The following is a 21427-nucleotide window of genomic DNA, read 5'->3' as shown; positions in this document are numbered from 1 at the left end:
ACGAAAGGGGACACCCGTGTTCAGCACCATGCGCCGCGGCGCACTCAGCATCGCGGCAGCCGGGGCGCTCGTCGCCACGCCCGCCCTCGCGATGGGGGCCGGCGTCAGCCCGGCCACCTACGACGCGTCCGTCAACCCGGGCGAGACCGTCCACGTCACCAAGACCGTCAGCACGCCGGAGATCCCGCCGAAGCCCGACATCGTCCTCGTCGTCGACGAGACCGGCAGCATGGGTCCGGCGATCGCCAACGTGAAGTCCGAGATGGGCTCGATCGTCTCCACGGTCCAGGGAGCCCAGCCACAGGCCCAGTTCGCCATCGCGTCGTACAAGGACGTGGGCGACGGGGCGGAGTTCTTCCAGGTGGAGACCGGCCTGACGGGCAGCCAGGCCACGGCCCAGACCGCGATCGACAGCCTGTCGGCGTCCGGCGGCGGCGACACGCCCGAGGGCCAGATCAACGCCCTGTGGGAGGTCGGGTCCGGCGGCGACGCCATCGCGTTCCGTCCCGACTCCTCACGCATCGTCGTCTGGTTCGGTGACGCGAGCGGGCACGACCCGAGCGGCGGGCACAGCGAGGCCGACGCCACGGCGTCCCTCACGGGCGTCGGCGCCCAGGTCATCGCCATCAACGTCGAGTCCGGAGGCGCCGACGGCCTCAACGCCACCGGTCAGGCGCAGCGCATCGCCGCCGCCACCTCGGGGACGTTCTTCCCGAGCGTGACCCCGGGCGATGTCGCGAGCACGATCCTCGCCGGGTTGGGCAACCTGCCGGCCGAGGTCACGGCGAACGTCTCGTGCGCCACGGGCCTGTCGATCGCGTTCACGCCGTCGCTGCCCCAGACCGTCACGAGCGGCAGCGACGTCGTCCTCGACGAGGCGATCACCGTCGCCGCGGACGCCCCCCAGGGCTCGACGCTGACCTGCACGACGACCTTCCTCGTCAACGGCGCCGAGGCCGGGCCGGAGTTCGTCCAGACCGTCACGATCAAGGTCAACGACGTCACCCCGCCGACCGTCTCGTGCGGTCCCGGTGTCAACCCGGCGGGCCACACGCCCGGTGGGTGGCGCAACGCCGGCTTCTTCCAGATGGTCGCCGCCGACAACCTCCCGGGCGTCTCCGTCACGATCTCCGACACGGGGACGGGCACGACCTTCGGGCCGTACGCCCCCGGCACCTATTTCAAGCTGACCCAGGCACCTGGCACGTCGGCCTCCACCGTCGTCCCGTTCCAGGGAGCCGTCGACTGGCACTTCACCTTCAAGGGTGATGCCACGCTGACGGCCACGGATGCGGCCGGCAACACGACGACCGCGTCCTGCAGCGTCCCGCCGAAGCAGAAGTGACGTCGCTCCGACGATGAGGAGCCTGCCCGGCCCGGACCACCCCGGCCCGAGCAGCACGAGGGCCCCGGCCACCCGCCGGGGCCCTCGTGGCACGCGCTCGCCCGGTCCGTAAGACCTCGTAAGGACCACGTCGCCGCCGGGCGGGCACAAACCCGGGTGACGTGGCGTTGGTCTGGACATGAGCCACCACAACACCTCCGACAAGCCGTATGCCGTCAAGCGCACCGACGAGGAGTGGCGCGCTGCCCTGACGCCGGCCGAGTACAAGGTCCTGCGACAGGCCGGCACCGAGCCGGCCTTCCGGGGTGAGTACACCGACACCAAGACGCAGGGCGTCTACTCGTGCCGAGCCTGCGGCAGCGAGCTCTTCCGCAGCGACACGAAGTTCGAGTCGCACTGCGGTTGGCCGTCCTTCTACTCCCCGCTCGCCGGGGACACGGTCGAGTACATCGAGGACCGCGCCTTCGGCATGAAGCGCGTCGAGGTCCGGTGTGCCAACTGCGGCTCGCACCTCGGGCACGTCTTCGAGGGCGAGGGCTACGACACCCCGACCGACCAGCGCTACTGCATCAACTCGATCTCCCTGCGCCTCCAGCCGGACGAGGGACCGTCGCAGTCCTGAGCGCCTAGATTTGTCCCATGGTCGACGACGGCGACATCCGCATCGGCAGCGCCGAACGCGACGAGGCGCTGGCGGCGCTCGCCGAGCACCACGCCGCGGGCCGGCTCGACGCGAACGAGTACGAGGACCGGCGAGGCCGGGCCACCGACGCCGTCGTGCGCCGGGACCTGACCTCGCTCTTCGTCGACCTCCCCGAGCCCCGTCCGCGGCTCACGCCGGCGCGTCGGGGTGGCGTGTCCCGCCCGTCGGCGCCCCACCAGGGGCCACGCGGCACGGTGGCACGCGTCCTGCTGAGCCTCGCCCCCTTCATCGCGCTCGCCGCGTTCCTGCGCACCGAGTCGTGGCTGGTGTTCCTGCTCATCCCGGTCATCGCGGCGATCGCCAAGGCGATCGACGACTGAGCCCCCCGTCTGCACGTGCAGGCGGGGGCTCAGTGGTGTGCGCGGGCGTCGCCGGGGTCAGCGCAGGTTGGCGACGAGCTGGGCCGGCTCGACCTTGGGCCCGGTGAAGAACGGGATCTCCTCGCGCACGTGCATCCGGGCGCGCGACGCGCGCAGCTCGCGCATGAGGTCGACGATCCGGTGCAGCTCGTCGGCCTCGAAGGCGAGCAGCCACTCGTAGTCGCCGAGGGCGAACGAGGCGATGGTGTTGGCCCGCACGTCCGGGAAGTCGCGTGCCATCTGACCGTGCTCGCGCAGCAGGTCGCGACGCTCGGCATCCTCCAGGAGGTACCACTCGTAGGAGCGGACGAACGGGTAGACGCAGACGTACTTGCGGGCGACCTCGTCGGCCATGAAAGCGGGGACGTGGCTCTTGTTGAACTCGGCCGGGCGGTGCAGCGCGGCGTTGCTCCAGACCGGCTCGAGGTGCGAGCCGAGCTCGGTGCGCAGCAGGCGGTGGTAGGCCGACTGGAGCTGCTCGATCGTCTCGGCGTGCCACCACACCATGAAGTCGGCGTCGCCACGCAGCCCCGCGACGTCGTAGAGGCCCCGGACCACGACCCCCTCGCCGGCGATCTCGTCGAGGAAGGCCTCGAGGTCCGCCGTGACCGCATCGCGGTCGTCGCCGACCGGAGTGACGGTGCTGAACACCGACCACATGCAGTAGCGGATGGTGTCGTTGATCTCCCGCATCTCGGCCGGGGTCAGGCGCTCGCTCATGGCCCCATCATCCCAAGCGGCTCGGACCCCGACGTCAGCGGGTCAGGACCGACCGGATCGACCGTGCGGCGGCGCGGCCGGACGCGATGCAGGCCGGCATGCCGACGCCGTCGTATGCCGCCCCGCACAGCGCGAGCCCTGGCGGCAGCTCGCGTGTGGGTGCGAGACGCGAACGGTGCCCGACGGCATACTGCGGCAGTCCCCCACCCCAGCGCTGCACGTGCGCGTCGACGGGGTCGGGCACGCCGGGGCCGAGCACCGTCCGGAGGTCGGCGAGGGCCACGGCCACGAGCTCGTCGTCCGAGCGCTGGAGTGCGACCTCCTCGCGGTGACGGCCGACGGACGCGCGCAGGAACGTTCGCTCGGGGTGTGCGGCGGCGAGCCAGGGCCACTTGACCGAGCTGAACGTCGACGCCTTGATCGTCAACGGCTCCGTGGGCGGGACGAGGAAGCCGCTGCCGTCGAGGGCGGCCGGTGCGGCACCCTCGAGGGCGAACGTCACGATGGCCATCGACGCGTACTCGACGGTCGCGAGCGCCGCTGCGGCCTCGGGCGCAACCTCACGCAGGAGGCGCGAGGCGGGCGCTGCGGGGGCGGCGAGCACGACGGCGTCGAAGCGCTCCTCGACGACGTCGGTCGTGGGACCTGTCGACACGACCCACCCGTCGCCGTCGCGGCGCAGCCCGCGGGCCACCGCGCCACGGCGCACGCGGACACCCGCGGCGACGAGCTCGCGCTCGAGCACCTCGGGCAGCGTCCCGAGGCCGCCGACGAGAGAGGCGAAGACGGGGCGACCGGCCATCGGTCCGCTCGCCGCCACCTCGACCGCGGCTCGGGCCACGTCGAGCAGTGGTCGACCCTCGTGCGCGGCGGCCGCGAGGACCGGGACGGCCTGCTCGGCGGAGATCTCGCGGGCGTGCCCGGCGTACACACCGGCCAGGAGGGGCTCGACGAGGCGGTCCGTCACGGCGCGGCCCAGGCGGGCGTCGACGAGGTCGCCCACCGAGACGTCACCGACGACGGGGCCGTCGACCTGCTCGTGCGCCAGGCGCTGCACCTCGTCGTCGCTGAGCAGCCCCCGCACCGACTCCGGGTCGGCCGGCACGCCCATCACCGTGCCGCGGGGCATCGGCCAACGCCGGCCCCTCGACACGATCGACGCGCCCACGGGGCCGGGATGCGTGGTCAGGTCGGCGACGCCGAGCTCCTCGATGAGGGTGAGGGCCTCGGGGCGACGAGCCAGCACCGACTCGGCGCCGACGTCGATGCGCGCCCCGCCGACGTCCTCGAGGCGCAGCTTCCCACCGAGCCGGTCTGAGCCCTCGAGGACCGTGACGGAGACGTCGGTGCCCGGGCGACTGAGCTCCCAGGCGGCCGCCAGCCCGCTGATCCCACCGCCGATGACCGCGACCGTCCTGCCCATGGCGACACTCTCCCATCCCGGCTGCGGCGGTTGGGCCGGGGCCCGACCGATGACGAAATGTTGGGCGCATGAGCACGCCCGCGCTGGCGCCGTGCGCCTGCCGCTCGCGCGGTTCACGGTCTTCACCGCCGCGGGCAGCGCCCTGTGGACGGCCTGCTCATCGGACTCGGCTGGGCGCTCGGGCTCGCGCCACGAGCTCGTCGACCGCCACTCGTCCGTCCTCGACTGGGTCGGGCGGCGCAACGATCGGGTCCGGCCGCGTGTCTCTGGTGACAAGGGACGTCGCCACGCACACCGTGCGCACCACAGCACCACCACCGGCTGCGGCACGGGAGGCGACCCGTCGAAAGGCTCGCCATGACCGCCACCCCACACCTGCCGCGTCTCTCTCAGCTCCCACCTGCCCGTCGGCGCCTCCTCGCCATGGTCCTGGTGGCCGTCGCCGTGCTCGCCCTGGCGATACCTCTGGGCCTCAAGGCTCTTCAGGGCGCCTCGTCCTCATCCTCCTCGTCCGCGGCCTCAGCCGGGGAGGCGAGTCGTGGTGCCGTGACGGGCAGCGGCGTGGTCGGGCCGGAGCTCGCGCCGCAGGCCGACGCCTCGGCCGGAGCCAAGGCGCCCGCCGCCGACACGGGCACGCTCGGGGCCGGCGTCGCCGGCTCGGTCGCGGTCATCGAGCCGAAGATCGCGCGCTCCGCGTGGCTCGGGATCAAGGTGACCGACCTCACCGGGTCGGCGGCTCGGGCCCGCGTCATCGCCACGGACGCCGGAGGCCAGGTGACCTCCGAGAACGTCGTCACCTCGGTCGACCCCACGGGTGGTCCGACCGGCCCGGGTGGGATCGACCCTCGCCTCGAGTCGGGCTCGTCCCTGCCGACCGTCGGCGTCGACGAGGCCCGGATGGTGCTCAGCGTCCCCGCCAAGACCCTCGACGACGTCCTGACGCAGCTGTCGAGGATCGGTTCGGTGTCGTACCGCTCGTCCCAGTCCCAGGACGTCACCGACACCTACGTCGACACCAAGGCGCGCATCGAGCCGATGCAGGACGGGATCACCCGCGTGCGCGCCCTGCTCACCAAGACGACGGACCTCCAGCAGGTCATCCTTCTCGAGAGCGAGCTGACCCGCCGTCAGGCCGAGCTCGACTCGCTGACCCAGCGTCTGGCGCAGCTCGACGCGATGACGACGACGAGCGACGTCACCGTGACGCTCTGGACCGACGCGACGACCCCCGTGCAGACCGAGAGCGGACTCGGCGGTGGGCTGCGCACCGCGTGGGAGAGCTTCCTCGGCTCGCTCACCGTCATCCTCACCGGGCTCGCGGCGCTCCTGCCGTGGCTCGTCCTCCTCGTGCCGCTCACCCTGCTGGCCCTGCGGCTGTGGCGTCGCCGCGTCGCAGGTACGCCGGCAGCGGCCTCCGCCGTGAACGCCGCCCCCGCCGCAGGCCACTCCCCGCAGCCCGCGGGAGCCCCGGCCTCGGCGCCCGCCTCCACGACGGACGACTGACACCCCCGGAGCGGAGAGCAGTGAAGGAGCCGTCGGCGGCTCGGGTCAGCGACCGAGCCGCTGGCGGACCATGTCGCCGACCTGCCGCACCTCACGCACGTGCATGGCGTGGGCGATCCCGAGGTAGATGACGAAGAAGACGAGACCGACGAGACCGATCTCCAGCGCGCTGGCGAACATCCGCTTGAGGGCCGAGGTCGACCCCTCGACCGCGGACCTCGTGATCGGGTCGAGCACCTGGGTGGCGCCCCAGGCGACGACGCCGGCGACGGCGGCCGCGACGCCGACCCGCGAGGCCGTGACGAGACCGGCGCCCAGCCCGAGCGTCCCGATGCGCCGGCGCAGCAGGTAGAGGCCGACCATGGAGCTGACGACGTTGCCGACGGTCTGCCCCATCGCCATGACACCGATGGCCCAGACCGGGTTGATGAAGAGCGTGACGACGCCGGCAAGAGCGCTGATGCCGGTCAGGAGCACCTGCATGATGACGGTGGGCTTGCCGTCCTCGAGGGCGAAGAACATGCGGTAGCAGAGAAGGTCGAGCCCGAAGGGCACGAGCCCGAGGATCATGATGATGAGCACGCTGGCGGAGACCTCGACCGAGCGCGGTTCGATGCCGGGGTTGAGCAGTGCGACGATCGGGTTGGCGAGCACGATGACCGCGACCATGATCGGCACGTTGGCCACGAGTGGCATCGTCAGGCCGGTGCGGAAGTCCCGGCGCAGGCTCGCCTTGTCGTCGGACGCCGCGGCGGCGGAGAAGCGCGGGAAGAGCGCGGTGATGATCGAGACCGTGATGAACGCGTGCGGCAGCATGAAGAGCGTGAACGCGATGGCGTATGCCGCCGGGCCGCGTACCGCGTCCTCGAGACCGAGCGTCGTGGCGGAGGCGGTCGCGTTGTTGAGGACGCCCTGGCTGATGAAGAAGCCGATCTGTGACACCGCCAGGCCTCCGAACGCCCAGAGGGCGAGGCGGCTGACGCCCCCGAGCCCGACGCCGCGCAGGCCCCAGCGGGGGCGGTAGTGGAACCCGGTCCGCCGCAGGGCGGGGACGAGGGAGAGTGCCTGGACGATCACGGACAACGTGGCCGAGCCGGCGAAGAGCCAGATCATCGGCCCGGTCCACTCGGACGGGTCCCGCGGTTGGTCGCGCCCGGGGGCTCCAAGGGGTGCATCCTTCGGGAATACGAAGAGGAAGAGCACCAGCCCGGTGACGGCCACGACGTTGGCGATGAAGGGTGCCCACGCGAAGGCGCCGAACTGCCCGCGCGCGTTGAGGATCTGCCCGAGCAGGGCGAAGAGCCCGTAGAAGAAGATCTGCGGCAGGCAGATGAGCGAGAAGGCGAGCGCGAGGTCCTTGAAGTCCGGCGACGAGTTGCGGGCGAGGAGCCAGACGAACCCTCCGGCGGCTGCCATGACGACGACCGTGATGACCGCCATCGCCGTGAGGGCCACCGTGATGACGCGGTCGGTGAACTCCTGCCCGCCGTCCTCGAGCTTCATCGCCCGCGCGAGCGACGGGATGAGCACCGCGTTGAGGATGCCCCCCGCGGCAAGGACGTAGAGCACGTTGGGCAGCGTGTTGGCCAGGGAGAAGGCGTCACCGGCGAGCTTGGCGCCGATGATCGCGGTGATGAGGCCGTTGCGCACGACCCCGAGCACGCGCGATGCGACCGACCCACCGAGCATCGTGAGGCTGGATCGAGCGACTGACGGTGCCGCCGTCGTCATCGGCGGCTCGAGCACTCGTGGACGAGCTCGGTCACCCGGGTCAGCACGTCGGGGTCCACGGTGGGCAGCACGCCGTGGCCGAGGTTGAAGATGTGGCCCGGCGCACGGCGCCCCTCCTCGACGATCTCCCGCACGCGGCGCTCGAGGGCGTCCCACGGCGCGAAGAGCAGGGCGGGGTCGAGGTTGCCCTGGACGGCATACGTCGGCCCGAGGCGGTCCACGGCGTCGGTGAGCGACACGCGGTAGTCGACGCCGACCACCTCGGCACCCGCGTCCCCCATGAGAGCGAGCAGCTCGCCCGTGCCGACGCCGAAGTGGATGCGAGGCACGTCGAGGTCCGCGACCGCTGCGAGAGCGACCGACGAGTGCGGCATGGCGCGCGCGGCGTAGTCGGCCTTCGACAGCGCACCGGCCCACGAGTCGAACAGCTGCACGGCGCTGGCGCCGGCCTGAGCCTGCACGCGGAGGAACTCGCCGGAGATCTGGGCGAGCCTGGCGCAGAGGGCGTCCCACAGCTCGGGGTCGCCGTGCATGAGCGCCTTGGTCTTCTCGTGGTTCTTGGAGGGCCCACCCTCGACGAGGTAGGACGCGAGGGTGAAGGGGGCTCCGGCGAAGCCGATGAGCGGGATGTCACCGAGCTCGCGGACGAGCTGGCCCACGGCCTCGGTGATGAAGGGGACGTGCTCGGGGCTCAGGGGCACGAGCTGGTCGAGGTCAGCGGCCGTGCGGATCGGGTGGGCCACGACGGGCCCCACACCCGGGACGATGTCGAGGTCGACGCCGATGGCCTTGAGCGGGACGACGATGTCGCTGAAGAAGATGGCCGCGTCGACGCCGTGGCGGCGCACGGGCTGGAGCGTGATCTCGGTGACGAGGTCGGGCCGCATGCACGACTCGAGCATCGGGATGCCCTCGCGGACGGCGCGGTACTCCGGCAGCGAACGACCGGCCTGACGCATGAACCACACCGGCGTCCGGGTCACCGACTCGCGGCGCGCAGCGCGGACGAGATCGCTCTGGCGGGTGTCTGGCGGGGCTGTGGTCGGCACCGGTCAATCCTGCCACGGCAAGCGTGTGCCCCCGCGCCACGCGCGTCCGGCGCGCCCTGAGGACAGATCGCCCGACTCCGGCATACCCTCGTCTGGTGCACACGCGAACGTTGCCGGGCAACCACGGCGCGGTCTTCGCCAGGACGCTCAGCGCCCTGCGAGACGTCCGTCTGCGCTCCGAGGTGCGGTTGACCGAGGTGCCGGCGCCGACGCGCATCGCCCCGTATGCCGCAGCCCTGACCGCCGACGTCATCGACGTCGCCGACCCCGACGACGACCTCGCGACCGGACGCTTCGTGCTGCTGCACGACCCGGCAGCCCCTGAGACGTGGGACGGCCAGTGGCGCATCGTGACCTTCGCGCGGGCCGAGCTCGAGCCCGAGCTCGCCGGCGACCCCATGCTCGGGGCGGTCGGGTGGTCGTGGCTGACCGACTCGCTGACCAACCGCAACCTCGGGTGGACCGCCGAGGCCGGCACGGTGACCCGCGTGGTCAGCGAGAGCTTCGCGGGGCTCGCCGACCGCGAGGCGAGCGTCGAGATGGAGATCCGCGCCTCGTGGACCCCGGTCGGCGGCGACGCCACGGACCACCTGCGCGCCTGGGCCGACATGCTCTGCACCATCGCCGGCATCCCGCCCCTGCCCGACGGCGTCGTCCCCCTCCCGGGGCAGCGACGGTGACGGCAGAGCCGAACGAGCCCGCCGACGACCTCGACGACGACCAGGCCGCCGACCTCGCACCCGACGTCGTCCCCGAGCTCGTCCCACTGACCCACCCACGCGACGGGGTGCCCGACGTCGTCGTCGACGAGCGCACCCTGATGCGCGCCGCCGAGGCCATCCGCAGCGGCACCGGGCCCGTCGGCATCGACGCCGAGCGGGCGTCGGGCTACCGCTACGGACAGCGCGCCTATCTCGTCCAGATCCGGCGCGAGGGGTCCGGGTCCTGGCTCATCGACCCCATCGCCTGCCCTGACCTCTCCCCCGTCGGCGAGGCCATCGGCGACGCCGAGTGGATCCTGCACGCGGCCACCCAGGACCTCCCGTGCCTCGCCGAGGTCGGGCTGCACCCGCAGTCGCTCTTCGACACCGAGCTCGGCGGCCGACTGGCCGGACTGCCCCGGGTCGGGCTCGGCGCCATGGTCGAGCACTACCTCGGACTCCAGCTCGCCAAGGAGCACTCGGCCGTCGACTGGTCGGTGCGCCCCCTTCCCGAGCCGTGGCTGCGGTATGCCGCCCTCGACGTCGAGGTGCTCGTCGACCTCCGTGACGCGGTGGCCGCCGAGCTCGCGTCGCAGGGCAAGGCGGCCTGGGCCGCCGAGGAGTTCGATCACCTGCTCGACTTCACCGGCCCCGAGCCGCGCGTCGACCCGTGGCGGCGCACGTCGGGCATGCACAAGGTGCGCGGCCGTCGTGGCCTGGCCATCGTGCGCGAGCTCTGGCTCTGGCGCGACGCCGCGGCCCAGCAGCGCGACACCTCCCCCGGACGGGTCCTCCCCGATGCGGCGATCAGCGAGATCGCCATCGCCAACCAGCGGGCGACGAAGCCGCCACGCACCGTGGGCTCCGCCGAGCCCCGGCTGGCACGCTCGGTGCGCCGGCACCAGGAGGCGATCATCGAGGTCGTCGCGCGCGCTCTCGCGCTGCCCGACGAGGACCTGCCCGTCCTGGCCCTCCCGCCGAGCGGCCCGCCGCCGCCCAAGGCGTGGGTCGACCGCGACCCCGTCGCCGCGGCCCGCCTGTCCCGCGCCCGGGAGCTCCTCGGAGCGATCTCCGAGGAGCTCGCCGTGCCGGTCGAGAACCTCCTGACCCCTGACCTGCTGCGCCGCTTCCTGTGGGAGGGTCCCGCTTCGCCGTCGACCGCCGAGGTCGCCGATGCGCTCACGACCATGGGGGCACGTCGCTGGCAGACGACGATCACCGCGCCGCTCATCTCCCTCGCCTGCACCGAGAACCCTCCCGCCTGAGGCGTGCGCCCTCGCTCGCCGGGCCGTCGTGAGGATGGTCACCCGGAGGCCCGTTGGCCGAGAAGTTACCGAGAAGTAGTATCGAGGAGGTCGCGCGCTGTCGCGGCCCGACGCCGGTGTCCGAGCCGGCCCGTCGACCCCTGATCCATCGCGATCACCCTCGATCCACTGGGAGGCACCGTGCCCCGCGCACTCAATGAGGTCGTCTTCGTCGACGGCGTCCGGACGCCGTTCGGCAAGGCCGGAGACAAGGGCATGTACGCCCAGACCCGCGCCGACGACCTCGTCATCCGGTGCATCCGCGAGCTGCTGCACCGCAACCCCAACCTGCCCAAGGACAAGGTCGAGGAGGTCGCCATCGCCGCGACCACGCAGATCGGCGACCAGGGCCTCACCCTCGGCCGCACGGCGGCGCTGCTCTCGGGCCTGCCGAACACGACGCCCGGCTACTCCGTCGACCGGATGTGCGCCGGCGCGATGACGGCCGTGACGAACACCGCGAGCTCGATCGCCTTCGGTGCCTACGACATCGCCATCGCCGGCGGCGTCGAGCACATGGGCCGCCACCCCATGGGCGAGGGCGTCGACCCCAACCCGCGCATCGTGTCCGAGAAGATCGTCGACCCCGACGCCCTTGTCATGGGCAAGACCGCCGAGAACCTCCACGACCGCTTCCCGCAGCTGACGAAGCAGCGCTCCGACGCCTTCGCCGTGGGCAGCCAGGACAAGCTCGCCCGGGCGTACGCCGACGGCAAGATCCAGCGCGACCTCGTCACCGTCGCGACGCGACACGCCGAGCAGGGCTGGGGCCTGGCCACCGCCGACGAGCCGCCGCGTCCCGGCACGACCGTCGAGGACCTCGGCCAGCTCAAGACGCCGTTCCGTGCGCACGGCAACGTCACCGCGGGCAACGCGGCCGGGCTCAACGACGGTGCGACCGCGTGCCTCCTCGCCTCCGAGGCGGCCGCCGCCGAGCTCGGTCTGCCGGTCCGGATGCGCCTCGTGTCCTTCTCGTTCGTCGGCGTCGAGCCCGAGGTCATGGGCGTCGGTCCGGTCCCGGCGACCGAGAAGGCCCTCGCCAAGGCGGGCCTGACGATCGGCGACATCGGCCTCTTCGAGCTCAACGAGGCGTTCGCCGTCCAGGTGCTCGCCTTCCTCGACCACTTCGGCATCGCCGACGACGACCCGCGCGTCAACGAGTACGGCGGCGCCATCGCCACGGGTCATCCGCTGGCCAGCTCCGGCGTGCGCCTCATGACCCAGCTCGCGCGGCAGTTCGAGGAGCACCCCGAGGTCCGCTACGGCCTGACCGCGATGTGCATCGGCATCGGCATGGGCGGCGCCGTCATCTGGGAGAACCCGCACCACGAGGACTACGAGTCCTCGACGACGAGCATGACCGACGAGGAGATCGCCCAGTGAGCGCCACCACGACCGACCAGCCCACGGCCGCAGCCGACTTCGCGTCCGAGGTCGTGACCCGCACCCCGGTGCACGACGTCGCCCTCCCGGGGGGCGCCGGGACCCTGGCGCTCGTCACCCTCGACAACGGCTTCGACCACACCAAGCCCAACACCTTCGGCCCGCAGTCGATCGTTGGCCTCGCCGCCACCGTCGAGCGCCTGCGCGAGCGCGCCGAGGCGGGCGAGATCGTCGCCGTGGCCGTCACCGGCAAGCCGTTCATCTTCGCCGTCGGCGCCGACCTCACCGGCGTGCCGTTCATCGGGTCGCGCGACCAGGCGCTCGAGATCGCCCGGGCCGGCCACGCGGCATACGCCGCCTTCTCCGACCTGCCGGTCCCGACGTTCGCGTTCGTCAACGGCGCGGCCATGGGCGGTGGCGTCGAGCTGGCGCTGTCGGCGACCTACCGGACGATGAGCGCAGGAGTGCCCGCCGTCGCCCTCCCGGAGGTCTTCCTCGGCCTCGTCCCCGGCTGGGGCGGCTGCTGGATGCTGCCCAACCTCATCGGTGTCGAGAAGGCCATCACCGTCGTCATCGACAACCCGCTGAGCCAGAACCGCATGCTCAAGGGAGTCGACGCGTACCGGCTCGGCATGGCCGACGCGCTCTTCGAGCCGGCCGACTTCCTCGAGGAGTCGATCGCCTGGGCCGCCCGCGTCCTCGCCGGTGAGGTCACCGTCGAGCGCCCCGAGGTCGACCGCGACGAGACGGTGTGGAACGCCGCCATCGCCAAGGCCAAGGGTCTCGCCGACGTCAAGACCGGCCGACAGGCCAGGAGCCCGTATGCCGCCCTCGACCTGCTCGCGGCGGCTCGCACCGCGACCCGCGAGGAGGGCTTCGCCGCCGAGGACGAGGTGCTCGCCGACCTGCTCATGAGCGACGAGCTCCGTGCCGGCCTCTACGCCTTCGAGCTCGTGCAGAAGCGCGCCAAGCGGCCTGCTGGGGCTCCCGACAAGCAGCTCGCCCGGAAGGTCACGAAGGTGGGCATCGTCGGCGCCGGGCTCATGGCGAGCCAGCTCGCGCTGCTCTTCATCCAGCGCCTCCAGGTGCCCGTCGTTCTCACCGACATCGACGACGACCGCGTCGCCAAGGGGGTCGGCTACGTCCACGCCGAGCTGGACAAGCTCGCGGGCAAGGGACGCCTCAACGCCGACAAGCTGAACCGTTACAAGGCCCTCGTGACCGGGTCGACGAGCAAGGACGGCTTCGCCGATGCCGACTTCGTCATCGAGGCCGTCTTCGAGGAGATGTCGGTCAAGCAGCAGGTCTTCGCCGAGGTGGAGGCCGTCGTGTCGACCGAGTGCGTGCTCGCGACCAACACGTCGAGCCTGTCGATCGCCGAGATGGCATCGACGCTCGAGCACCCGGAGCGCGTCGTCGGCTTCCACTTCTTCAACCCGGTGGCCGTCATGCCGCTGCTCGAGATCATCCCGGGCGAGCACACCGACGACCCCACTCTCGCAACGGCTTTCGCCGTCGGGAAGGCGCTGAAGAAGACGTGCATCCGCGCCGCGGACCAGCCGTCGTTCATCGTCAACCGACTCCTCGGCCGCTTCATGGGCGAGGCCGCGAAGATCCTCGACGAGGGCACGCCGATCGAGGTCGTCGACCGCGCCTTCGCCGGTCTGGCGCCGATGCCGCCCTTCGTCCTCATCGGGCTCGTCGGGCCGGCCATCGCGCTGCACAACGGCGAGACGCTCGTCCGGGCCTTCCCCGACCGCTTCTACGCCTCGCCGACGCTCCAGCGGATCGTCGCGGCCGGCAAGCGCGGCTTCTACGACCTCAGCTCCGGCCGTCCGGTGCTCGACCCCGAGGTCGCCGAGCTCGTCGAGAAGCCGGCCGAGCCGATCGTGCTCGACCTCGGCCAGGTGCGCCAGCGTGTCCTCACGGTCCTGGCCGACGAGGCACGGCGGATGCTCGACGAGGGTGTCGCCCAGGCGCCGATGGACATCGACCTCGCGATGATCACCGGCGCCGGCTTCCAGTTCTGGAACGGCGGCATCACTCCGCTCCTGGACCGGACCGGCGTGGCCGAGGCCGTCACGGGCTCGCGGTTCCTCCCCGTCGGGGTCGCCAACGCCCGGACCTCTGCCTGACCGATCCACCCCACCGTCGAACGGCCACGAACCGGGCTCAGGCGGGCGCTGCCGTCGGGCGGCGCTCCCGGTTCGTGGCCGTTCGGCGTGGCGAGATTTGCCGTAACTCATATATGAGTTAGCCTCTTCGACGTGCCTCAGACCTACCTGACCCGGATCGGCGGACTCATCCGCGACGCGCGACGCCACAAGGGGATGACGCAGTCGGACCTCGCGGAGCTCCTCGCGACCTCCCAGGGCGCCGTCACCCGCATCGAGCAGGGCAAGCAGAACCTCAGCCTCGACATGCTCGCCAAGATCGGAGACGCGCTCGACTCCGAGTTCGTCTCGCTCGGCCACTCCGGCCCCCAGCACCTGCGCATCGTCGGCGGCCAGAAGCTCACCGGCTCCATCGACGTCAAGACCTCGAAGAACGCCGCGGTGGCACTGCTCTGCGCAGCTCTGCTCAACCGAGGTCGCACCACGCTGCGCAACCTGGCCCGCATCGAGGAGGTCAACCGCATCCTCGAGGTGCTGGCCTCGATCGGCGTCAAGACGCGCTGGCTGCCCGACAGCAGCGACCTCGAGATCATCCCGCCGGCCGTGCTCAACCTCGACGACATCGACGTCGCGGCCGCCCGTCGCACGCGCACCGTGATCATGTTCCTCGGGCCCCTGCTCCACGAGCACGAGGCCTTCCAGCTGCCGTACGCCGGTGGCTGCGACCTCGGTACCCGCACCGTCGAGCCCCACATGGCGGCGTTGCGGTCCTTCGGTCTCGAGGTCACCGCCACCCACGGCTTCTACGAGGCGCGTTCCGACCGGTCCGTCGGCCCGGATCGAGCCATCGTGCTCACCGAGCGCGGCGACACCGTCACCGAGAACGTCCTCATGGCCGCGGCCCGCCACGCCGGCACCACCATCATCCGCAACGCGAGCCCCAACTACATGGTCCAGGACCTGTGCTTCTTCCTCGAGAAGCTCGGGGTCCGGATCGACGGGATCGGGACCACGACGCTGACAGTGCACGGTGTGGCCCAGATCGACGTGGACGTCGAGTACGCCCCCAGCGAGGACCCGATCGAGGCCATGAGCCTCATCGCCGCCGCTGTCGTCACCGACAGCGCCATCACGATCCGACGCGTGCCGATCGAGTTCATCGAGATCGAGCTCGCGACGCTCGACGGCATGGGGATGAAGTACGACCTCACGCCGGAGTACACGTCGGCCAACGGGAAGACGCGCCTCGTCGACCTCACGACCATCCCGGGTCCGCTCCACGCCCCGATCGACAAGATCCACCCGATGCCGTTCCCGGGCCTCAACATCGACAACCTGCCGTTCTTCGCCCTCATCGGCGCCGTCGCCGAGGGCAGCACGATGATCCACGACTGGGTCTACGAGAACCGCGCGATCTACCTCACCGAGCTGACGAAGGTCGGGGCCAAGGTGCAGCTGCTCGACCCGCACCGGGTCATCGTCGAGGGGCCGACCCGCTGGCGTGCGGCCGAGGTCGTGTGCCCGCCGGCGCTGCGTCCCGGGGTCGTCGTGCTGCTCGCCATGCTTGCCGCGCCCGGCACGTCGGTGCTGCGCAACGTCTACGTCATCAACCGCGGCTACGAGGACCTCGCCGAGCGCCTCAACGCCCTCGGCGCGACGATCGAGGTCTTCCGCGACATCTGAGTGGGACCTCGCGGGATCGTCGGCGTCCGGCCGTGTCGCGCGCTGGCCGTGGAGCGGCCGCGGTTCGGCCAGCGCCGTCATCGAGGGCGGCTGCCGTCTCGACGAGCTCGCGGAGCGTGTCGACGAAGCGGGCCGCCGGCGCTCCGTCGACGACCGCGTGGTCGAAGGTCAGCGTGAGGGGCAGTCGCGGCCGCGCGACGACGGCCCCCGACTCCACCATGGGTCGTTCGGTGACGCTGCCCACGGTGACGATCACGGTCAGCGGGGCCAGCGGGATCGCCCAGCCCCAGGTGTGTGCGAACATGCCCAGGGACGTCACGCCGATCGCAGGACCGAAGCGCGCCGAGGCTCCTGGTCGAGCCCCTGCGGCGCGGATGGCCGCCCGTCGCAGTGGTCCCGGCAGTCGCAGCATCGCGGCCATCGGGCGGGTGACCTCGTGCGGCGGAGCCTGCCCGACCTTGGCCTCGTGGAGCAGCGCCGTGATCTCGGCGCACGTGAGCCGGTCTGCTGCCGGGACGACGACGACATCGAGGGCAGGGCGGTCAGGCGTGCCGCGCTCGACCGTGGCACCGATGTCGACGCGGTCGAAGCAGACCAGCCGACCACCGGCCCGGCGGGCGTTCAGCTCAGGGTGCAACGACACGGCCCGCGCGACCGAGGCGATGACGAACGCGGTCCACGAGACGCCTTCCTCCGGGTCCGCCCGCATCCGCTCCGCGGCCCTCGTGACGTCGAGCTCGACGAGCGCGTGCACCTGGAACCGACGGCTCGCCCCGGCAAGCCGGTCGAGGACGGGCTGGCGTCCCGTCGGCATCCGACGGACGACGTAGCCCACTGGAAGGGTGTGGTCCCCGCTCACCGCAGGCCCTCCCAGAACGCCCGCTCCCAGACACGAGGGTCGTCGACCACGGCGCTGGTGGTGTCGAAGCGCATCGTCCTGCGGTGGTCCGTGTCGTATGCCGCCCAACCCGGGTCTCCGCACGACGCGAAGGCCACCCAGGCGGCGTGCATCGTCCGTGCGAGCTCCTGGGGCGGGTCCGTTCCGAGCAGCGGCCCGAAGAGTGGCGTGTCGCTCCTCGCCGTGTCGAAGACGAAGGGGACCTCGAGGGCGTGCACCGCGCCGAGTCCCGGCGCACCCCAGGCGAACTCGTACATGTAGGTCCCGGTCTGAGCTCCCGGGGAAGGCGCGGGTGAGCGGGCGTACGCGTGTGCCTCGGCGAGTCGGATGGCGGGGATCCGCATCCACCAGTCCGTCTGCACCGCAGCCAACAGGTCACCGGGCACCGCTTGCGGGTAGTGCGCCCGGTAGGCGTGCAGCGCGACCTGCGGGTCGAGGCCGTAGGCCTCGAGACACTGGTGGCCATGGGTGCTGACCGGCCCGCACAGGATGTCGTCGGTGATCCCGGCGAACGCTCCACTCACCATGAGCCACAGCCGCCAGTCCTCGGTGTTGGTACCGATGAGCACGTCGACGTCGGCGGCCGAGCCCGCGGCGATCCGGTCGATCGGTCGCCCCGGAAGCACCGTCCCGTCGACGACGGGCTGCCAGGGCATCGTGCTCGTCACCACCGCTGGGCCCCAGCGCTCCGGGTCCGGGTCGGCGAGCAGGTCACGCTTCAGGTCGGCCTGGGCCGTCAGCAGCCGCGCGACCCCGGTGCCTGCGATGGCCTCGCGCGTCGGCGGGACGCCGAGGCGGTGGGCGAGGTCGTGGGCGATGCTCAGGGCGTGCTCGGGCTCGCTCACGTGGTGCGCCGCACCGCTCTGCAGCACGGCTCGGCGGAAGAGTCCCGCAGCCTCTGGCATCGCCAGCAGGCAGCCGATGCTCATCGCCCCGGCCGACTCCCCGAAGACGGTCACGCGGCCCGGGTCGCCGCCGAACTCCGCGATGTTGTCGCGCACCCAGGCCAGGGCTGCGACCTGGTCGAGCAGACCGAGGTCGGCGACGCCGTCGTCGAGGTACAGGAAGCCCTGTGCGCCGGGGCGCCAGTTGATGACGACGCACACGACCCCGTCACGTGCGAACCGTCGTCCGTCGTACGCCGCCGTCGAGCTGAGCTCGAACATGCCGCCCTGGATCCAGACCATCACCGGCAGACCGCTCGGACCGGGCTCGGGCGTCCAGATGTTGAGGTTGAGGAAGTCCGAGGACGGGGCAGCGCGTCGCACCTGCTCGAAGGCGCTGGTGACGTCGTCCCAGCTCTCCCCCGATCCGGCCGGCGGCCCACCGGACGACGGTGGCGCCACCTGGGGTGGCTCCGCACCCGGCCTCGTCGCGTCGCGGACGCCCTGCCACGGGTTTGGGGGCCGGGGTGGCCGGAGCCGAGCGGCTCCGACGGGCGGTGCGGCATAGGGGATGCCGAGGAACGTGTGCACCCCGTCGTCCACGAAGCCCTGCACCGTCCCACACCTCGTCCTCACGACGGTCTCCACCCCTTCATCGTCGAGCGGACGGCGCGGCACGGGCCAGAGGCGAAGGTCCCGGTGCGGCGGCAGGTCCGCGACGGCCGCCGGGGCCCCTTGGCACGCGGTGAGCGGAGGTGAGCGGGACCCACATGGGTTGCCCGGTTTTGTGTCAGGTCACCACACAGGTGGCTCCGGATCGCCTACCTAGTCTTCCCGCATGGCCGACGCCCGCAACGACGCACGCGACGACGCCACGGACCGCCAGCAGCGCGGCTCCCTGGCGGTCAACGACCCCATCGACCTCACCGGGCGCACGGCGCTCGTCACCGGCGCTGCGAGCGGCATCGGGGCAAGTGTCGCGCGGGCCCTCGCGACCGCCGGCGCCAAGGTGCACGCCGTCGATCGGGACGAGGAGGGCCTCGCACTCCTTGCCGAGGGGTCGGGCGTCGCCACGATCACGGCGGACCTCGCCGACCTCGATGCCTTGGCCGACCTGCCCACCGAGGTCGACATCCTCGTCAACAACGCCGGCATCCAGCACGTGAGCCCCATCGAGGACTTCCCGCTCGACCGCTTCGACTTCATCCTCGACCTCATGCTCACCTCGCCGTTCCGGCTGATCCGGCAGAGCCTCCCGCACATGTACGACCGCGGGTGGGGTCGCGTCGTCAACATCTCCAGCGTCCACGGCCTGCGAGCCAGCGCCTTCAAGTCGGCCTACGTCACCGCCAAGCACGGGCTCGAAGGACTCTCGAAGGTCGTCGCGCTCGAGGGGGCCCCGCACGGCGTCACCTCGACCTGCATCAACCCCGCCTACGTGCGGACGCCCTTGGTGGAGAGGCAGATCGCCGACCAGGCGCGCACCCACGGCATCCCCGAGTCCGAGGTCGTCGAGAAGGTCATGCTGGCGCCCGTCGCGGTCAAGCGCCTCGTCGAGCCCGACGAGGTCGCGGCGCTCACGCTCTTCCTGTGCGGACCGGCATCGGGCTCGATGAGCGGCACGTCGTTCTCGATGGACGGCGGCTGGACGGCCCACTGAAGGGGGCCCAGCCCGCCGTCGCCCCGTTCCCCCCGACCCACCCGAGACCCGACCCGCCTAGGATCTGCCCGTGGCCACCCGCAGCGAGACGCAGCCGCCCGCCGAGCACGTGGGCACCGAGCAGGCCGACGAGGTCATCGCCCTGCTCGAGCTGCTCGCCACCGACGCCACGGTCGCCGAGATCGCCGCCGCTGACGCCCCGGCGGAGGCCCGGGACCTGGCCCTGCGCATCACGAGCGCCCGCGAGGTCCACCAGCACCGCGAGGCCGGCCTCGCGGCCCTGCTCGACACGGCCCGTGAGCTCGCGACCGAGAGCGACCCGGGCTCCGTGCTCGATGCGATCGTCCGTCGGGCCCGCCGCCTCGTCGGCACCGACCTCGCCTACCTCACGCTCTACGACCCCGAGGCCGGCGACACCTTCATGCGGGCCACCGACGGCTCCGTCTCGGCAGCGTTCCAGTCCGTGCGTCTGGCGCTCGGGGCCGGTCTCGGCGGTCTCGTCGCCTCGACGCACAAGCCCTACTGGACCGCTGACTACTGGGCCGACGAGCGGTTCCGCCACACCAATGCCATCGACGGAGCCGTGGGCGAGGAGGGCATCATCGCGATCTGCGGCACGCCCCTCATCGTCGAGAAGCATTTCGTCGGTGTGCTCTTCGCAGCCAACCGGTCCTCGCGCCCGTTCACGCGGGAGGAGGTCGGGCTCCTCGGCAACCTCGCCACCCTGGCCGCGGTGACCCTCGTGCAGACACGCGCCCTCGCCGACGCCGAGAACGCGCTGGCCGCCCTCTCGGACGCCCACGAGACCGTGCGGCAGTATGCCGAGGGCGTCGAGAAGGCTGCTGCCGCCCACGACCGCTTCGCGTCCCTCGTGCTCGGCGGCGGCGGCGTCGACGACATCACGCATGCCCTCGCCGAGCTGCTCGGCGGGTGGGCCGTCCTCGTCGACGAGAACGGTCATCGCCACAGCTCGTCCGGTCCGGCGCCCGAGCACGACCCTGCCGGTGGCGACCCGTTCGCGGCACTCAACGCGCTCCCCGGCCTGGCCGCCGGTCGCCTCGTCGAACGGGATGGCGTCTATGCCGTCGCCGTCACCGCAGCCCGCGAACGGCTCGGCACGATCTACGTCGGCGGCCCGACCCTCAGCGACTCGGACCAGCGCACCGTCGAGCGCGCCGGGGTCGTCACCGCCCTCGTCCTGCTCTTCGAGCGTCAGGCGGCCGACGCCAGGCAGTCCGCTCGCAACCGACTCGTCAGCGACCTCGTCAGCGCGCGCGGATCGCGCGAGGAGCGCCTCGCGCTCTCCCGGGCCGTCGGCTTCGACCCCCAGCGACCCTTCTGCCTGCTCGTGCTCCGCGGCGACGAGCCGACCGGACACCGGGCCCTGCTCATCTCCGCCAGCGCCGCCACCGGCGAGGCCTCGCTCGTCGGCTCCCACGACGGCGACGTCATCGCCCTCGTGCCCGGCACCGAGCCCGACGGCCTGGCCCGCTCGGTGGCCGCCCGGATCGGCAAGCGCACGTGCGTCACGGTGGCCGGCGTCGGTCCGGTCACCGACGTCGACGGGATCACCGAGGCCCACGAGGAGGGCCACCGCACCGTCGGAGCCCTCATCGCCCTCGGCCACCGGGGCAAGGGCGCCGCGGCGACCCAGCTCGGATTCGCCGGGCTCATCGTGGGCTCCGCCCCCGACGTCGACGAGTACGTCCGCAAGCTGCTCGGTCCCGTCCTCGACTACGACGAGCGGCGCGGCACCGACCTCGTGGGCACGCTCGCGGCCTACTTCGCCGCGGGCGGCAGCCCACGCCACGCCGCGGGCACCCTCCACGTCCACGTCAACACCGTCTCGCAGCGGCTCGAGCGCATCACGGCCCTGCTCGGGGAGTCCTGGCAGCACCCCGACCACGCGCTGGAGCTCCAGATCGCGCTGCGCCTGCGCGCGCTCCAGGCCCCGGCCTGACCGTCCG

17 protein-coding genes are annotated in these 21427 nt (G+C 72.1%); 11 read left to right on the top strand and 6 right to left on the bottom strand.

Annotation, left to right across the window (positions count from 1 at the left end):
* Window positions 1-16 precede the first annotated feature (16 nt).
* The 3 genes from AB4Z14_RS15655 to AB4Z14_RS15645 all read left to right on the top strand — a co-directional run bounded on the left by AB4Z14_RS15655 (window position 17) and on the right by AB4Z14_RS15645 (window position 2368).
* Window positions 17-1345: a vWA domain-containing protein gene (locus tag AB4Z14_RS15655; protein WP_442275988.1), complete on the top strand. Its 1329-nt coding sequence runs from the start codon at window positions 17-19 to the stop codon at window positions 1343-1345.
* Window positions 1346-1523: 178 nt separating this feature from the next.
* Window positions 1524-1967: a peptide-methionine (R)-S-oxide reductase MsrB gene (gene msrB, locus AB4Z14_RS15650; RefSeq protein WP_442275987.1), complete on the top strand. Its 444-nt coding sequence runs from the start codon at window positions 1524-1526 to the stop codon at window positions 1965-1967.
* Between the two features lie 17 nt (window positions 1968-1984).
* Entirely contained in the window at window positions 1985-2368 is a 384-nt protein-coding gene (locus AB4Z14_RS15645; RefSeq protein ID WP_442275986.1) for a DUF1707 SHOCT-like domain-containing protein, read from the top strand.
* 57 nt (window positions 2369-2425) lie between these two features.
* Here the strand turns inward: AB4Z14_RS15645 and hemQ are convergent, their stop codons facing one another.
* Both hemQ and hemG read right to left on the bottom strand, forming a co-directional pair.
* Window positions 2426-3127 carry a hydrogen peroxide-dependent heme synthase gene (gene hemQ, locus AB4Z14_RS15640; RefSeq protein ID WP_020145576.1) on the bottom strand — a complete coding sequence of 234 codons (702 nt, stop codon included), beginning with the start codon at window positions 3125-3127 and terminating at the stop codon, window positions 2426-2428.
* 34 nt (window positions 3128-3161) lie between these two features.
* The gene (gene hemG / locus AB4Z14_RS15635; protein WP_442275985.1) at window positions 3162-4550 is read right to left on the bottom strand and encodes a protoporphyrinogen oxidase; all 1389 of its coding nucleotides are present in this window, start codon (window positions 4548-4550) and stop codon (window positions 3162-3164) included.
* A 357-nt stretch (window positions 4551-4907) separates the two neighbouring features.
* On the opposite strand from hemG, the gene AB4Z14_RS15630 reads away from it, so the two are divergent.
* Window positions 4908-6053, top strand: a complete 1146-nt coding sequence (locus tag AB4Z14_RS15630) for a DUF4349 domain-containing protein (protein ID WP_442275984.1) — start codon at window positions 4908-4910, stop codon at window positions 6051-6053.
* A 45-nt stretch (window positions 6054-6098) separates the two neighbouring features.
* Here AB4Z14_RS15630 and murJ read toward each other — a convergent pair whose 3' ends face one another.
* A complete protein-coding gene (gene murJ / locus AB4Z14_RS15625) occupies window positions 6099-7784 on the bottom strand; it encodes a murein biosynthesis integral membrane protein MurJ (protein WP_442275983.1) in 1686 nt (561 codons plus the stop codon).
* Window positions 7781-8833 (bottom strand): uroporphyrinogen decarboxylase, encoded by a 1053-nt coding sequence (gene hemE, locus AB4Z14_RS15620; protein WP_442275982.1) that lies wholly within the window; start codon window positions 8831-8833, stop codon window positions 7781-7783. Before hemE ends, murJ begins: the two co-directional genes overlap by 4 nt.
* A 95-nt stretch (window positions 8834-8928) precedes the next feature.
* Here hemE and AB4Z14_RS15615 point away from each other — a divergent pair, with 95 nt between their 5' ends.
* The 5 genes from AB4Z14_RS15615 to AB4Z14_RS15595 all read left to right on the top strand — a co-directional run bounded on the left by AB4Z14_RS15615 (window position 8929) and on the right by AB4Z14_RS15595 (window position 16018).
* Entirely contained in the window at window positions 8929-9513 is a 585-nt protein-coding gene (locus tag AB4Z14_RS15615; RefSeq protein ID WP_442275981.1) for a DUF3000 domain-containing protein, read from the top strand.
* The gene (locus tag AB4Z14_RS15610) at window positions 9510-10799 is read left to right on the top strand and encodes an HRDC domain-containing protein (protein ID WP_442275980.1); all 1290 of its coding nucleotides are present in this window, start codon (window positions 9510-9512) and stop codon (window positions 10797-10799) included. Before AB4Z14_RS15615 ends, AB4Z14_RS15610 begins: the two co-directional genes overlap by 4 nt.
* Before the next feature lie 180 nt (window positions 10800-10979).
* Entirely contained in the window at window positions 10980-12221 is a 1242-nt protein-coding gene (locus AB4Z14_RS15605) for a thiolase family protein (RefSeq protein ID WP_442275979.1), read from the top strand.
* Complete coding sequence (locus AB4Z14_RS15600; protein ID WP_442275978.1) at window positions 12218-14356, top strand: 3-hydroxyacyl-CoA dehydrogenase NAD-binding domain-containing protein; 2139 nt, start codon at window positions 12218-12220, stop codon at window positions 14354-14356. Before AB4Z14_RS15605 ends, AB4Z14_RS15600 begins: the two co-directional genes overlap by 4 nt.
* A 132-nt stretch (window positions 14357-14488) precedes the next feature.
* Window positions 14489-16018, top strand: coding sequence for a helix-turn-helix domain-containing protein (locus AB4Z14_RS15595; RefSeq protein WP_442275977.1), 1530 nt, complete (start codon window positions 14489-14491; stop codon window positions 16016-16018).
* On the opposite strand, the gene AB4Z14_RS15590 is transcribed toward AB4Z14_RS15595, so the two are convergent.
* Entirely contained in the window at window positions 15975-16877 is a 903-nt protein-coding gene (locus AB4Z14_RS15590) for a 2-oxo acid dehydrogenase subunit E2 (RefSeq protein WP_442275976.1), read from the bottom strand. The two genes, AB4Z14_RS15595 and AB4Z14_RS15590, sit on opposite strands and share 44 nt — an antisense overlap.
* On the bottom strand, window positions 16874-18415 hold the full coding sequence (locus AB4Z14_RS15585) for a carboxylesterase/lipase family protein (protein ID WP_442275975.1): 1542 nt from the start codon (window positions 18413-18415) through the stop codon (window positions 16874-16876). Before AB4Z14_RS15585 ends, AB4Z14_RS15590 begins: the two co-directional genes overlap by 4 nt.
* Window positions 18416-18638: 223 nt before the next feature.
* Between AB4Z14_RS15585 and AB4Z14_RS15580 the strand changes: the two genes are divergently transcribed.
* Together AB4Z14_RS15580 and AB4Z14_RS15575 are read left to right on the top strand one after the other, a co-directional pair.
* Window positions 18639-19460: a 3-hydroxybutyrate dehydrogenase gene (locus AB4Z14_RS15580; protein ID WP_442275974.1), complete on the top strand. Its 822-nt coding sequence runs from the start codon at window positions 18639-18641 to the stop codon at window positions 19458-19460.
* A 70-nt stretch (window positions 19461-19530) separates the two neighbouring features.
* Window positions 19531-21420, top strand: coding sequence for a helix-turn-helix domain-containing protein (locus AB4Z14_RS15575; protein WP_442275973.1), 1890 nt, complete (start codon window positions 19531-19533; stop codon window positions 21418-21420).
* Window positions 21421-21427 lie beyond the last annotated feature (7 nt).

This window comes from Terrabacter sp. 2TAF16 (assembly GCF_052115065.1).
GTDB lineage: Bacteria > Actinomycetota > Actinomycetes > Actinomycetales > Dermatophilaceae > Terrabacter.
This window is presented reverse-complemented; position numbering and strand designations above follow the sequence as displayed.